At 71.6% G+C, this 15,032-nt stretch carries 9 protein-coding genes; 4 read left to right on the forward strand and 5 right to left on the reverse strand.

Going from position 1 to position 15,032, the window contains the following annotated elements; translation table 11 throughout:
• Positions 1-82 precede the first annotated feature (82 nt).
• Complete coding sequence (locus QFZ64_RS10255; RefSeq protein WP_307064570.1) at positions 83-1,996, forward strand: hypothetical protein; 1,914 nt, start codon at positions 83-85, stop codon at positions 1,994-1,996.
• A 187-nt stretch (positions 1,997-2,183) separates the two neighbouring features.
• Here QFZ64_RS10255 and QFZ64_RS10260 read toward each other — a convergent pair whose 3' ends face one another.
• A complete protein-coding gene (locus QFZ64_RS10260) occupies positions 2,184-2,456 on the reverse strand; it encodes a helix-turn-helix domain-containing protein (protein WP_307064571.1) in 273 nt (90 codons plus the stop codon).
• Between the two features lie 132 nt (positions 2,457-2,588).
• Here QFZ64_RS10260 and map point away from each other — a divergent pair, with 132 nt between their 5' ends.
• Both map and QFZ64_RS10270 read left to right on the forward strand, forming a co-directional pair.
• Positions 2,589-3,410: a type I methionyl aminopeptidase gene (map, locus tag QFZ64_RS10265; RefSeq protein WP_307064572.1), complete on the forward strand. Its 822-nt coding sequence runs from the start codon at positions 2,589-2,591 to the stop codon at positions 3,408-3,410.
• A gap of 73 nt (positions 3,411-3,483) precedes the next feature.
• On the forward strand, positions 3,484-4,200 hold the full coding sequence (locus QFZ64_RS10270; RefSeq protein WP_307064573.1) for a TetR/AcrR family transcriptional regulator: 717 nt from the start codon (positions 3,484-3,486) through the stop codon (positions 4,198-4,200).
• Between the two features lie 7 nt (positions 4,201-4,207).
• Here QFZ64_RS10270 and QFZ64_RS10275 read toward each other — a convergent pair whose 3' ends face one another.
• Together QFZ64_RS10275 and pulA are read right to left on the reverse strand one after the other, a co-directional pair.
• Positions 4,208-4,561, reverse strand: coding sequence for a 5-carboxymethyl-2-hydroxymuconate Delta-isomerase (locus tag QFZ64_RS10275; RefSeq protein ID WP_307064574.1), 354 nt, complete (start codon positions 4,559-4,561; stop codon positions 4,208-4,210).
• A 74-nt stretch (positions 4,562-4,635) separates the two neighbouring features.
• Positions 4,636-10,104 (reverse strand): pullulanase-type alpha-1,6-glucosidase, encoded by a 5,469-nt coding sequence (pulA, locus tag QFZ64_RS10280; protein WP_307064575.1) that lies wholly within the window; start codon positions 10,102-10,104, stop codon positions 4,636-4,638.
• A 249-nt stretch (positions 10,105-10,353) separates the two neighbouring features.
• On the opposite strand from pulA, the gene QFZ64_RS10285 reads away from it, so the two are divergent.
• Positions 10,354-12,474, forward strand: a complete 2,121-nt coding sequence (locus QFZ64_RS10285) for a carbohydrate-binding module family 20 domain-containing protein (RefSeq protein ID WP_307064576.1) — start codon at positions 10,354-10,356, stop codon at positions 12,472-12,474.
• Between the two features lie 75 nt (positions 12,475-12,549).
• Here the strand turns inward: QFZ64_RS10285 and QFZ64_RS10290 are convergent, their stop codons facing one another.
• Both QFZ64_RS10290 and QFZ64_RS10295 read right to left on the reverse strand, forming a co-directional pair.
• A complete protein-coding gene (locus QFZ64_RS10290; RefSeq protein WP_307064577.1) occupies positions 12,550-12,915 on the reverse strand; it encodes a beta/gamma crystallin domain-containing protein in 366 nt (121 codons plus the stop codon).
• A 309-nt stretch (positions 12,916-13,224) separates the two neighbouring features.
• On the reverse strand, positions 13,225-14,973 hold the full coding sequence (locus QFZ64_RS10295) for a glycoside hydrolase family 13 protein (RefSeq protein ID WP_307064578.1): 1,749 nt from the start codon (positions 14,971-14,973) through the stop codon (positions 13,225-13,227).
• Between the last annotated feature and the right edge of the window lie 59 nt (positions 14,974-15,032).

Here is a 15,032-nt window from a genome sequence, read left to right on the forward strand (position 1 = left end):
CGGGAGCGAGGAGAACACTCGCGCACCCCCTGGCACGAACGGAGCCCGGTGACCTCGTCGCCGTTCGCTCGTTGCGCTGAACGTGCAGTCACAGGATGTCGCCCCCCGCCCCGCCACCATCGACGTCACCGCCGCCGAGGCCGCCCTCGTCGAGCACTATCCCCGTCTCACCCGCCTCGCCTACCTCACCCTCCCCGCCACCCTCGGCCGCAACCGCCGCGTCCTGACCGCACACTCCCTCGTCCAACGCGCCCTCCCCCACGGCCGCACCCCCGCCCCGCCCGCCGTGATCCCGGCCCAGTCCAAGGGCCGCGAGAGCGACCCCGGCTACGCCCTCGTCCGTACCCGGGTGATCCGCACCGCGCTGGACGCCGCCCGCCCCCTGACCTTCCGCGCCTGGCCCCGCCGGGCCCAGCTCCCCCCGCTGCTCCCCCAGGTCCGCGGTCTCGCGCTGTCCCCGCGCTCCGGCGGCGCCGACGAGAACGCCCTGGACCAGGCGCTGTCCGCGCTCTCCGCCCCGGCGCGCGCGGCGTACGTCCTGCGCGGCCTGGACCGGCTGCCCGACGACGCCCTGCGCGAGGTCCTGGCCGCGGCCGGCGTCGCGGACCCGGACGGCGCGCTCGCCGAGGCGGCCACCGTCCCCGCGCGGGAACTGCTGTTCGGTTCCCGCGAGTTCGATCCCTGCACACTGCACGCCCGCCCCACCGACCTGATGCGCCGCCGCCGGCACGCCCGCGCCGCGCTCGTCGCGGCGGCGGCCGTCGCCGTCTGCGGGGCGCTGCTCGCGCTGCCGGGCGGCGGCTGGGGGCCGGACGGCGCCGCCGCCCCGGCGTACGCGCGCAACCCGTCCGCGGCGGCCGCCCTCGACCCCGGCAGGCTCACGAAGGCGGCGGCCACGGCGTGGCGGACCTCGCCGCGCACCGACTTCTCCGTGTGGCCCGCGCGGGGCGACGACGTCGACGACACCGCGTTGCTGCGCCGTGCCCTGGCGGTGTGGGCGCGGCCGGGCGAGTCGGTGCGGGTGGCGGTGACACCGGGCACGCCCTCGGGCGGTCCGGCAGGTCCACCGCAGTTGCTGTACGCCGGGGAGGTCGACTCCGCCCGGGTGGTGCTGCTGTACGACGGGCTGCGCATCGTCCGGTACGCCGAGCCGGTGTCCGGGACGGCCGGCGCCGCTGTGGACTTCGCCCGGGTGGACGGCGCCGGCCGCGCGGAGGCCGTCGCGGTGGTGCTGGGCCGTGCCGACGGCAACGTGCGCTATCTGACGGCACCCTGGATCGAGCGGGCCGGCGAGCGGGACCTGAGGAAGCCGGCGGCCGGGGTGATGGACCTGCACCGCCGTGCGGACGGGACCGTCTCGCCGCTGTCCAGTCCCGCCGCCCACCCCGGGTCCTGCACCTCCTGGAACGTCCTGCAGCTCACCGACCGTTCGGGCGGCACCCGCCTGATGACGGACCTCGGGGAGCTGACCCCCGCCCATCTGACCGTCGGCCGTCCGGCGGCCCCGCGCGAGGCGGCCGGGGCGGCGGCGCTGCGCACCTGGGCCCCGTTCGCCTGCTCGCTGGCGGCGGACCGCGCGCAGGGTGTGCGCACGGTGAACGCCTGGCAGTACGCGCGCCAGCCGCTCCCGGACGGCAGCGGCGACGGGGCGTGGGTGTGCACGCGGGCGGAGACCTGGCGGGGCGAGGACGTCCAGGTGCTGGCCCAGTTCCGGGCCCCGTCCTCCCCCTACGGGGCGGTGACCGCGAAGGCGCAGGACGACCCGGCCTGCGGTCCGAAGGATCCGCACGTCCTGGCGGGCGTGCTGTGGAAGTCGGACGCCGACGCGTGGTACCTGCTGGCGGCCGCGGACCGCGCGGCCGTCACGGTGCGGGCCACCGGCTCGGTCAGGGGCGAGGCCGAGGGCCACACCCTGTCGCTGCCGGCGAAGCCGGACGCCGAGACCGAGCTCACGGCGACGCTGGAGAACGGGAACACACTGGACCACCTGCGCTGAGGCGCGCCTTCCCGGCACCCCCAGCACACCCGAGAGCACCCCCAGCACGACCGTGCGGCCCGTCGACGACACGACGGGCCGCACGGTCGTGAGAAGGGGCCGCCCGGCTCGTACGCGGACCCGGCGCTCGACGCGGCAGGATCACGACGCTCGACGCGGGAGGGTCACGACGCTCGACGCGGGAGGGTCAGGACGCCTCGCTGAGCGCGGCCGCCGGGTCGGCGCGCCAGACGTCGGCGAGTTCGGACAGCGGCACGCCGAGCACCTCACTCAGCCGTACGACGGTGCCGAACGCGGGCGTCGGCAGCCGACCGGTCTCGATCTTGCGGAGGGTCTCCGGCGAGATGCCCGCCGCCAGAGCCACTTCGCCGGGGTTGCGCCCGGCCCGGGCGCGGCGCAGCGCGGCTCCGAGGCGTCGGCCCGCCTCGATCTGTTCGGGGGCGAGCGGGTGGCGGACCATGAGCCCATGCTAGGGGCGGGGGTACCCCCCGGCAACCGACTCCTCGTCGACGGGACACCTCCCGTGCCGTCGACCCGCCCCCCGCCTGGTATAAATATACCTACCGGTCGCCCCGGGGAATCGAGGAGCGCAGTGATCGAGCACAAAACCCCCAGAGACATCGAACGCATGCACGTCACCGGGCAGTTCCTCGGCGAGGTGCTGGCCGAGCTGGGCGAGCTCGCCGCGGTGGGGGTGGACCTGATGGACCTGGAGCACCACGCCCGCCGGCGGATCAAGGAGCGCGGCGCGGAGTCCTGCTACTGGGACTACGCACCCTCCTTCGGCAAGGGCCCGTTCCGCAACGTGGTGTGCCTCTCGGTCAACGACGCCGTGCTGCACGGGCTGCCGCACAAGTACACGCTGCGCGACGGTGATCTGCTGACCATGGACATGGCGGTGACCGTCGACGGCTGGGCCGCCGACTCGGCGCTCTCCGTCGTCGTCGGCACCCCGGCCCCGGAGGACCTGCGGCTGATCGAGGCCACGGAGGTCGCGCTGGAGGCCGCGATCGGCGTCGCCCGGCCCGGCAACCGGCTCGGGGACATCTCGGCGGCCATCGGCGCGGTCGCCGCCGAGTACGGCTACCCGGTCAACCTGGAGTTCGGCGGGCACGGCATCGGCCGCACCATGCACGAGGACCCGCACATCCCCAACAAAGGCCGCCCCGGCCGCGGTTGGACGCTGCGCCCCGGGCTGACCCTGGCGATCGAGCCCTGGTTCACCGCCGGCACGGACAAGATCCGCTTCGACCCGGACGGCTGGACGATCCGCTCGGCGGACGGCTCGCGCGCCGCCCACTCCGAGCACACGGTCGCCATCACCGAGTCCGAGCCGCTCGTCCTCACCAGGCGCCCCCAGAACGACGGGGGAGCGGCGGACCGCCGGACGTCGTCGTCGGACACCGGCCACTGACGCGTGCGAGCGACGACGTCATCGGTGACGTCGTAAGTGACGTGATCGGTGACGCGATCGGTAAAGTGCTCGTATGACAATCGGGGCTCGCCGCAGGATGGGTGTCGAGGAGCGGCGGCAGCAGTTGATCGGCGTCGCCCTCGAACTGTTCAGCCGACGCTCCCCCGACGAGGTCTCCATCGACGAGATAGCCTCGGCCGCCGGCATCTCACGGCCGCTGGTCTACCACTACTTCCCCGGCAAACTCAGCCTGTACGAGGCCGCGTTGAAGCGCGCCTCGGAGGATCTCGCCGGACGTTTCACCGAACCGCACGAGGGTCCGCTCGGCGCCCGGCTGCTGCGGGTGATGCGCCGCTTCTTCGACTTCGTCGAGGACCACGGCCCCGGTTTCTCCGCCCTGATGCGCGGCGGTCCCGCCGTCGGCTCCTCGCGGACCAACGCGCTCGTCGACTCCGTGCGCCAGGCCGCGTACGTCCAGATCCTGTCGCACCTGGGCTTCGAGCCGGGAGCCAAGGCCCCGCCAGCCCAGCTGGAGCTCGTCGTCCGGTCCTGGATCTCGCTGGTCGAGTCGACGGCGCTGATCTGGTTGGAGGGCCGCCGCATCCCGCGCGGTGCGCTGGAGGTGCAGCTCGTGCACGACTTCGCCGCGCTGGCGGCCGTCGGCGCGGCGCACGACGAGGAGATGAGCGACGTGCTGCGCGCCATGGTCAAGGAGGAGCCGGACGACAGCCCGTTCACCGACCTGGTCGCCCGGCTCGTCGCCCTGGCCACTCCCCCCGACGCCTCCTGAAGCCTGCTCAGCCCTCGAACTTCCGGTAGGAGGGGTCGAGTTCGCGCACCTCGGCGGAGGTGTGCAGCCGCTCCTCGCCCGTTCGCAGATGCGTGCGCAGCAGGTCCAGCGCCGCCTCGGTGAGCCTGGCCTTGGTCTCGTCCGTGCGGCCGGGCAGCAGCGCGATCGAGACGTGGACGTGCGCGTGCCCCTCGGTGTCGGGGCCGACCGTCACGTCCTCGGTGCGCACGAAGCGTGTCTTGCACGCCTCCGGCTTCGCCGCCGCCGTCTCCACGAGATCGGCGTGCAGTGCCGTGGCGAAACCCTTCCGGTCGAAGCCGGACGCGAGCGTGTCCGAGTACTCGACGGTGACCTGCGGCATGAGCAACCCCTGACCTGATCTCATCGGAGAAACGGGGCCCGCCGGCCAGAACGCGGCAGGCGGGCCCCCTCACCCTAACCGCGGGTGAAGACGGCGACCGTTCGGCCCGGGACCGTGAACGTACCGACCGCCCTGTCGTACGAGGCGCGCTTCACCACCGGGTCCGCGCCTTTCGCCTGCACCGGGTGCAGCGCGTACCGTGTCCCGGCCGCCGCCCTCACCGTCTGCCGCTGCTCCTGGGGCGTGGCGTTGAAGACCACGACGAGGTCGCCGAGGCTCATGGTGAGCACGCCGGGCGTCTCGCCCTCGCCCGACAGCGGGAAGGAGAGCCGGTCCTGCACCCGGGCCGCCGTGGAGAGGGAGAAGTCCTTCTCCGTCGTACGGATCCGCAGCAGGTCCCGGTACGCCGCCGAGGCGCCCTCGATCTGCGGGCACCCGACCTTCACCGAGCTCAACAGCGGCTTCGCGTACGGCCACTTGGAGGCGTTGTCCGCCGCCGGGGGCAGCCCGCGCCCGAAGCCGTTGCCGTCCGCGCAGTTCCAGTGGATGGCGTTGAACCAGTCGCCGCTGTCGAAGGAATTGCGGTCCAGGGACTTGGAGCGCAGCAGGTCGGTGCCTGCCTGGGAGAGCGCCGGGCCCTGCGAGAGGGCGGCCGTGGCCATCGCCAGGACCTGCGCACGGGCCCGGCCGGCGGCGGAGGTGTCCGTCGGCAGCTTGTAGGTGAGTGCGTCGAACAGGGACTCGTTGTCGTGCGCGTCGACGTAGGCGAGGGCGTCGCCGGGCGCGGCCGCGTAACCGGCGGGGGCACCGTTGTAGTCGACCTCCGCGCCGGTGACCTCCTTGCCGCCGCTGTCCGTGAACCGGTATCCGGCCAGGTTGCCGCTGAGGCCCACCTTGAGGAGGTCCTGGTAGTGCAGCAGCCGCGCCTTCTGCTCGGCCTTCGTGCCGTTGGCGGCGGAGGCGTTGGGGTCGGTGTACAGGCCGCTCGCGAAGCCCTGCACGCCGGGGTCCTCGTCGAACGGGCTGCCCCCGCGCACGGCGTCACGGGCGCGGTCGGAGAAGGTGGCGACGCCGGTGCCGGCCATGTTCTTCTGCGTGGCCTGGACGAACCGGGCGTCGTCGGCGACCTCGCCGAAGTTCCAGCCCTCCCCGTAGAGGATGATCCTCTTCCCGTCGACGCCGTCCTTCTCCACGGTGAGCGCGTCGAGCGCCCTTCGGACGGCGAGGATGTCGGCCTTCGGGTGGTGGCCCATGAGGTCGAAGCGGAACCCGTCGACCTTGTACTCCCTGGCCCAGGTGACGATCGAGTCGCCGACCAGCTTGCCCATCATCGCGTTCTCGGGCGCGGTCCCCGCGCAGCAGGTGGAGGTGGCGACCGAGCCGTCGGCGAGCAGCCGCTGGTAGTAGCCGGGGACGATCTTGTCGAGGACGGAGGTGTCGGCCTGCCCGGAGGCGGCGGTGTGGTTGTAGACCACGTCCATCACGACCCGCAGCCCGTCCTGGTTGAGGGACTTCACCATCTGCCGGAACTGGACCGTACGGGCCGTGCCGTCCGGATCGGTGGCGTACGAGCCCTCGGGGACCGTGTAGTGGTACGGGTCGTAGCCCCAGTTGAACGCGTCCTTCGCGGCGGTCCTCGCCACGCATTCCTGCTGCTTGTCGGAGTCGGGGGCGAAGGAGGCGAGGTCGCAGTCGGGGGTGGCCCGGTCGGACGCCCGCTCGGGGACGGTGGCGAAGTCGAACACCGGCAGCAGGTGGACGTAGGAGGTGCCGGATTCGGCCAGCGCGCGCAGGTGCCTCGAGCCGTCGCTGTCCCTGTCGGTGAAGGCGAGATAGGTGCCCCGGTCCTTCGCCGGGACGGTGGTGTCGGCGACGGAGAAGTCGCGGACGTGCAGCTCCTGTATCTGCGCGTCCCGCAGCGGCACGGCCTTGGGCTTGTGCAGCGAGGACCAGCCGGACGGGGCGAGCCGTGCGTCGTCCAGGTCGACGACGAGGCTGCGCGCGGAGTCGGTGGTGAGGGCGACGGAGTAGGGGTCGGTGACCTTGTCGGTCACCACCTTCCCGGCCTGTCCGGTCCCCCCGGCGCCGGGGGCCCATACCTTCACGACGTACCGGTAGGGCTTGTTCCGCCACGACGCGGGCCCGGTGACGGACCACACACCCGTGGTGTCGTCGCGGTGCATCCGCACGGTACGGCCGTCCAGCTCCAGCGCCACGTTCCGCGCGGTGGGTGCCCAGACGGACAGGGTGGGCCGGCCGTGGTGGAACGTGGGCCCGAGGTCGGCCTCGGTGGCGCCCGGGTAGAGGTCGTCGAGGACACCGGCGGTCTGCACGCCGGTCGCCGCGAGGACGGCGCCGTTCGCGGCCCGCTGGGTGGCGACGAGCTGCCCGCGCAGGGCGTCGCGCACCCGGTCGCGGTCGCGCGGGTCGACGGACCAGGCGGCGTAGTCCTTCAGATGCGGGAACCTCGCCTTCTGGGCGTCGCTGAGCGTGGTGCCACTCAGCCGCAGCCAACGCTCGTCGTCGCTGGTCAGCGCCCCGTCCTTGACGGTGATCGAGCCGTCGGGGGAGGAGAGGAGCTGGGTGGAGGCGGCACCGTCCACGCCGTTCCAGGCGACGGTGTCCCGGTCGATCCAGACGGCCTTGGACGTGCCGAGGTCGAGCGCGGCCGCGCCGCCCGCGGGCTGCGGCAGCAGGTGTTCCTCCTGGCCGCTCACCAGCCACACCTCGTGGCCGTCGGCGGCGGTGAGGTCGAGCGACTGGTCGGCGGAGAGGTCCTTCTCGTCTCCGTTGTGGAGGATGTAGCCGAGACCGGTGGCACCCGTGGTGAGCGGCACCTCGAAGACAGCGCCATAGCTGTCAGTCTTCACCGGCTTCAGGGGTGCCGACCAGTCGGTGGGGTGCGCGGCGCCGGTCCAGACATGCAGCCCCCAGCCGTCGTAGTCGCCGTCGGCGCGGTGGTAGTGCAGGACGGCCTTGGTGGTGTCCTGCGCCGGATGGTCGGGCCTCTGTGTGACGACGCCGGCGTCGCCCTGCGCGATCCACACCTCCCCCGTCCTGGTGACGTCGATGGACCGGTCGGCGGCGACGTCCTTGTCACCGTCCTTGTCGACGACGAGGAAGCCGACGTTCGACGCGCCCGGCTCGAGTTTCACCCAGGCGAAGGCGCCGTAGGCGTCACGGCCGCTGAAGGGATGCCCGGCGGGCCAGGTGGTCGCCTCGCCGTCGGCCAGGTCGCCCCATGCGTACAGGTTCCAGTCGGCGTAGTCGCCGTCGCCGCGCTTGTAGTGGACGATCGCGTAGTCGCGGGTGGAGGCGGTGGGGGGCTGCGCGGCGGGCGGGGTGCCGGAGGTGGAGGCGGCGGTGGCGCTCGCGGTGCGGCCGGCGGAGTCCACGACGACCGCCTTGTAGCGCAGGGCGGTGCCGGGCTCCACGTCCGCGCCGAGGGTCTGGGTGACCTTGTAGGGAGCGTGGTCGGCGGAGCCGAGGACCTGCCACCTGTCGGTGCCGGTCCGGGCGGCGAAGACGACCCTGTTGAGCTGTCCGCCGTCGACGTCCGCGGTGAGTTCCACGGTGCCGGTGGCGCCGGCCGCCGGGGCCTCGAGGGCGATCGTCGGCTCGGTGGCGGGCTTCTCCAGCGGTGCGGCCGCCTCGAGGACGATCGCGGACCCGGCGGGGACGGTGACGGTCACCTTGCGGTCCGTGCCGGAGGTGACGTTCGCCCTGGTGCCGTAGATGCCCCGGTAGGTCATGCGGGCGGAGCCGGTGGCGAAGGTGGCCGTCCTGGCGTCGTCGGCGTTGTTGAAGGCGACGACGTACTCGTCTTTATCGCCTCCGGTGCGGGTGAAGGCGTAGACACCGGCCCCGTCGGCCGCGTACCGCTCGGTCTGGACGCCGTCGGTGAGGGCGGGGTTGGCCTTGCGCAGTTCGGCGAGCGCGGCGATCCGCTTGTAGAGCGGGGAGTTGGTGTCGTAGGCGTCGCTCGCGTGGGTGCGGGCGGTGCCGATCTCGTCGTCGTCGAGGTAGTCGGCGACCTTCGAGGCGAACATGGTCTGACGGGCGTCCTTGTCGCCGCCCGCGCCGGTGAAGCCCTGTTCGTCGCCGTAGTAGACGACGGGGTTGCCGCGGCCGAGGAACATCAGCTCGTTGGCGAGCCGGTCCTTGGCGAGGAGTTGGGCGTCGGTGGCCTTGGGGTTGTCCTGGTTCAGGAAGTACCCGATGCGGCCCATGTCGTGGTTGCCGAGGAAGGTGACCTGTTCGTAGGCGTTGGCCTTGTCGGTCGTGTACTTGTAGTCGCCGCCGAAGACGGACGCGAGTTTCTTGGCGCTGCCGCCCTGGGAGGCGTAGGCGCGGGCCGCGTCCTGGAACGGGAAGTCGAGAGTGGCGTCGAGGCGCCCCTGGGTGACGTAGGGGGCGGTGACGGAGGTGTCGGCGGAGTAGACCTCGCCGTACTGGAAGAAGTCCTTGCGGCCGTGGCGGGCCGCGTACGCGTCGAGGGCGGTGGCCCACTGCGTCCAGAACTCCATGTTCACGTGCTTGACGGTGTCGATGCGGAACCCGTCGACGTCGAAGTCGCGCACCCAGCGCTCGTAGATCCTCTCCATGCCGCGGACGACCTCGGGGCGCTCGGTCCACAGGTCGTCGAGGCCGGAGAAGTCGCCGTAGGTGGCGGACTCGCCGGCGTAGGTGGAGTCGCCGCGGTTGTGGTACATCGTCGGGTCGTTGAGCCAGGCGGGGACCTTGGCGTCCTTGTCGGCGGCGGCGACGGCGGGGGTGCGCGGGAAGGAACCGGCGTCGACGGCGGGGAAGTCGGTCCTGCCGTGCTTGCCTTGCTTGCCGTTCTCGCCGCCCACGTAGTCGGTGTCGTCGAAGGGCCTGCCGTCCTTCGTGAGGTACGGAAAGGCGCCCTTGGAGAGGTAGTCGTGGGACTTTCCCTCGTAGTCGACGACGTCGGCGGTGTGGTTGGTGATGACGTCGAAGAAAACCTTCATGCCCTTGGCGTGGGCTTTGTCGATGAGGGTCTCGAGGTCCGCGTTCGTCCCGAAGTGCGGGTCGACCTTGGTGAAGTCGGTGATCCAGTAACCGTGGTAGCCGGCCGAGGCGTTGTCGCCGGTGCCCTGCACGGGGCGGTTCTTGAAGATCGGGGCGAGCCAGAGAGCGGTGGTGCCGAGGCCCTTGATGTAGTCGAGCCGCTTCGTCAGGCCCTTGAGATCGCCGCCCTGGTAGAAGCCCTTGTCGGTGGGGTCGTAGCCGGTGGCGAGGCGGGAGCCGGTGAGTCCGCCCCGGTCGTTGGCGGTGTCGCCGTTGGCGAAACGGTCCGGCATGACGAAGTAGAACTGCTCGCGGGTCGCGTCGTGGCGCGCGGGCTGGGCGGCGAGCTTCGCGTCCGACGGAGGCGCGGGCGGGGTCTGGGCCTGGGCCTGGGCCCGTGCGGCGACCGGGCTGAGGAGGGCGGCGGCGAGCGCGGCCGCGGTGAGGGCGGCGACGCGGCCGCGCTGTGGGGTGCGGCGCCCGGACAGGGGCGTCCGCCGTCTCGGTCTCACAGGGTGAACTCCTCGGGGATGCGGCTCGGTTGCTGAACCCCGCCACGGCGGCGGCGATGCTGCCGGGCGCGGCGTGACCGTATCGCCGCCGCAAGGGTTGCAGCAAGAGGCATGAAACCCATAGCAAGAAGTTTCAACGACTGTCTTGACGTACCTCGCGCAACTGCCGCACGCTCGGCTCGCGTTGAAAAGGCGGACTCCGCGGCTCCCCACCGCGAAAGCCGCTCTCCCCACTCGACGGAGCCGCAGATGACGACCCCACACGGACAATCACCCGGCGCGCGCACCGGAGCCGCGAAGCACCTGGCCACCGCCGTGACCGCCGCCGCGCTCGCTCTCCCGCTGGCCCTCGCGGGCACTGTCGCGCTCCCGGCCGTCCCGGCGCGGGCGGACACCACCGCGAAGAACGACGTGATCGCCAACCTCTGGGAGTGGAACTGGAAGTCGATCGCGCAGGAGTGCACGGACGTCCTCGGCCCGGCGGGCTACGGCGCGGTGCAGGTGGCCCCGCCCGCCGAATCGCTGAAGCAGACCAACCTCTACTGGTGGGACGTCTACCAGCCCTACTCCTACAACCTGAACAGCCGCTTCGGGACGGCGGCCGCGTTCTCCTCCATGGTCTCGACGTGCCACTCGGCGGGCGTGAAGGTGTACGTGGACGCCGTGATCAACCACACCGCCGCGCAGACCGGCACCGGCTACCACGGCACGACGATCAGCGACAAGTACGACACCCCGGACTTCGACTCCGCCGACTACCACCACGCCGGTGACGGCTACTGCAACGACGAGGACGGGACGATCGACGACTGGAACAACGTGCAGGAGGTGCAGAACTGCGAACTGCTCGGCCTGCCCGACCTGAAGACCGGCGACGACTCGGTCCGCTCGAAGATCGCGGGCTACCTCAACAAGCTGCTCGCGGCCGGTGCCGACGGCTTCCGCGTGGACGCCGCCAAGCACATCGCCGAGGCCGACATGGCCGCGATCGAGGCGAAGCTGGACAACACGTCCTCGGGCGCGGACCCGTACGTCTTCCAGGAGGTCTACCCCGGCACGACCCCGCAGCCGTCGGACTACTTCGCCTCCGGTGACGTCCTGGACTTCACCTACGCGAGCAAGCTGAAGTCCGCTTTCCAGGGCAACGTCTCCGACCTGTCGTCGCTCTCCTCCAGCGGCGTCCTGCCCGCCGCGAACGCGGTCGCCTTCGTCGCCAACCACGACACCGAGCGCAACGGGCTGCACCTGTCCTACAAGGACGGCGACACGTACAAGCTGGCCAACCTGTTCGAGCTGGCGTACAAGGGCGCGACACCCACGGTCTACGCGAGCTGGAAGTGGAACGTCTCCGACGAGGCCCCGCCGAACTCGGGCGGCTTCGTCACCGACACGGACTGCTCGGGCGGCGGTTGGTACTGCCTGGACCGCGACGCCGCCGTCCTCGGCATGGTCGCCTGGCACAACGCGACGGACACGGCGGCCGTCTCGAACTGGCAGAGCAAGTCGTCGAACGTGATCGGCTTCGGCCGCTCGGGCAAGGGCTTCTTCGCCCTCAACAACGGCTCTTCAGCCGCGAGTTACACGTTCACGACCGGCATGGCCGACGGCACGTACACGAACGTGATCGACGGCGGCTCGACGAAGGTCACGGTCTCGGGCGGCAACGCATCGCTCACGGTTCCGGCGAAGGGGGCGGTGGCCTTCTACGACGGCTCGTACACCTGCCCGACGACGAGCTGCGACGGAGGCGGCAACGGGGGCGACGGCGGCTCCGGGACGACGGTCACGGCGACGTTCAACGAGTACGCCGCAACACCGTCCGGCACGAACGTGTACGTGGTCGGCTCGACGGCCGGCCTGGGCGCCTGGGACACGACGAAGGCGGTGAAACTGTCGTCGACGGGCTACCCCGTCTGGTCCGGCGAGGCCAACCTCCCCACGAACACGACCGTCACGTACAAGTACATCAAGAAGGACTCCTCGGGGAACGTCACCTGGGAGTCGAACGCGAACCGCTCGGCGACGACGGCGACTTCGGCCCTGACCCTGAACAACACCTGGAACGTGGCGAGCACGGACGCCACGGACGTCACGTTCAACGTCAACGCGACGACGACACCTGGCACGAACACCTACGTCGTGGGCTCCCTCCCGTCCCTCGGCTCCTGGAACCCGGCGGACGCGATCCCCCTGTCCTCCGCGTCGTACCCGACCTGGAGCAAGCTGGTCATCGTCCCCAAGAGCACGGCGTTCACGTACAAGTATCTGAAGAAGGACACGTCAGGAAACGTCACCTGGGAGTCGGGCACGAACCGCTCGTACTCGACGGGGGCGTCGAGCGGCTGTACGACGAGTGACACCTGGAAGTGAACGGCGGCTGGAACGCCACGCCGGCCCGGTCCGTCGCTCGTGCGGCGGACCGGGCCTTGTCAGGATTCTGTCGACTCAGACGATTTTGATCCTGTTGACACTGACCCCGCCCGGGAAACTGGGCCAGGTGAACGTGGTCCACTTCCCGATCGGCTGCGCAGGCTGCCACCGGTTGTCCCCGTACCACTGGACGCGGTTGTTACCGGTTTCGATCTTGGTCATCCACACGCCGTCCGCCAGCCCTATCTCGCCCGCGTTGGCGTAACACCATGTGTTCAACCCACCGTCGACGCCGCCATGCACGGTGACCTTCAGGTAGTCGGGCGAGTCACACTTGACGATGCTCAGCGCGGACGCGCTCGTCGCCCCGACGCTCAGCGACGTCATCAGCGCGGCGGACGCCAGCCCGGCCAGAACAGCCCTTCGTGCGCTTCGCTTCATAGGAGTTCTCCACTTCACTTCGCGGGAGGAGCGGCAGAACCGCCGACCGGCAGCCGCCTCGCGGTGCCGGCTGAAGCGTATTCCAGCGATGCGTGGGGGCTGTACGGCGTGCGGTGCAACTCGGTTGCCTCAAGGGGCAGTTGTTGACGGAGGGGCGGGCATGCGCACTCACCGAACCGCACTCCTCGCCATTGCTGACGGCAACCCCAAGAGCCGTGTCACCTCACGGCGACCGGGCGAGGGCGTGCGCGGCAGCGCCCGGCCGCCGTCGGAGTGACAGCGGCCGGGCGGCGGCGGGGTGGGCGGTCGTCAGGCCCGGGTCCACCACACCGTCGTGTCGGCGGGGAGCTCCGCCGTCTCGGCCGTGGCGCGTACCTCGCCGTTCGTCAGCAGGACGCGGCCATAAGACGGGACCGTCACCGGCTCGCCCGTCGTGTTGGCGACGCAGACGAAGTCGCCGCGGCGGAAGGCCAGGACGCCCTCGGGGGACGTCAGCCACTCCACCGTGTCGCCCGCGCCCAGGTCCGGGTGGGCGCGGCGGACGGACAGGGCCGTGCGGTAGAGGGTGAGGGTGGAGTCGGGGGCGCCCGTCTGGGCCTCGACGCTCAGCTCGGCCCAGTCGGCCGGCTGCGGGAGCCAGCTGCCGCCGTCGCCGAAGCCGTACGACGGGCCCGTACGGGTCCACGGGATCGGCACCCGGCAGCCGTCACGGAAGCCGTCCTGGCCGGCGCCGCGGAAGTACGCCGGGTCCTGGCGGACCTCGTCGGGCAGGTCGGTGACGTCCGGCAGGCCCAGTTCCTCGCCCTGGTAGACGTAGGCCGAGCCGGGAAGGGCGAGCATCAGGAGGGTGGCGGCGCGCGCCCTCCGGAGCCCCAGTGCGCGGTCGCCGGGGAGGCGGATCTGGGTGCCGAGGCCCGCCGGGTTGGCGAACCGCGTGGTGTGCCGGGTGACGTCGTGGTTGGAGAGCACCCAGGTGGCGGGAGCGCCGACGGGGCGCATCGCGTCGAGCGTGCGGTCGATCACCTCGCGCAGCTCTGTGGCGTCCCAATGGGTGCTCAGATACTGGAAGTTGAACGCCTGATGCAGCTCGTCGGGGCGCACGTAGTTCGCCGTGCGCTCGATCGTCGGCGTCCACGCCTCGGCGACGAAGATGCGGTGGCCCGCGTACTCGTCGAGGATCGTGCGCCACTGCCGGTAGATGTCGTGCACGCCGTCCTGGTCGAAGAACGGCATGACGTCGTTGCCCAGCAGTTTCACCTGGTCGTGGGAGCCGATGTCCGGCAGTCCGGGCGCCTTGACCAGGCCGTGGGCGACGTCGATGCGGAAGCCGTCGACGCCCATGTCGAGCCAGAAGCGGAGAACGGAGCGGAACTCGTCGCCGACGGCCGGGTGGTCCCAGTCGAAGTCGGGCTGCTCGGGCGCGAACAGGTGCAGGTACCACTCGCCGGGGCGGCCGTCGGGTTCGGTGACCCGGGTCCAGGCGGGGCCGCCGAAGATGGACTCCCAGTCGTTGGGCGGGAGTTCGCCGTTCCTCCCCTTGCCGGGGCGGAAGTGGTAGCGGTCGCGCAGCGCGGAACCGGGGCCCTCGGCGAGCGCCCGCTTGAACCATTCGTGCTGGTCGGAGGAGTGGTTGGGGACGATGTCGACGATGATCCGCAGTCCCAGTTCGTGGGCGTCGCGGATCAGCGCGTCGGCGTCGAGGAGGGTGCCGAACATGGGGTCGACGGCGCGGTAGTCGGCGACGTCGTACCCGGCGTCGGCCTGCGGGGAGGCGTAGAACGGGCTGAGCCACACGGCGTCCACGCCGAGGTCGCGCAGGTACGGCAGCCGGGTGCGGACGCCCTCCAGGTCGCCCATGCCGTCGCCGTCGCTGTCGGCGAAGCTGCGCGGGTACACCTGGTAGATCACCGCGTCCCGCCACCAGCCGGAGCGGTCGGCGGCGACGGTGGTCACGGCGGCGGGGGCGGCTTCGGGGACGGTGGCCGGGGCGAGGGGGGCCGGGTGCGCGGCCGGGGCGGATGCGGCCGGGGCGGTATCGGCGGAGTGCTGCTGGGTCATGGCGTCCTTGGAGCGTCGTGGAGTGCGTGTACGAGTGCGGGGCGGACGGGGCGCGGGGA

This window comes from Streptomyces sp. B3I8 (assembly GCF_030816915.1).
Lineage (GTDB): Bacteria > Actinomycetota > Actinomycetes > Streptomycetales > Streptomycetaceae > Streptomyces.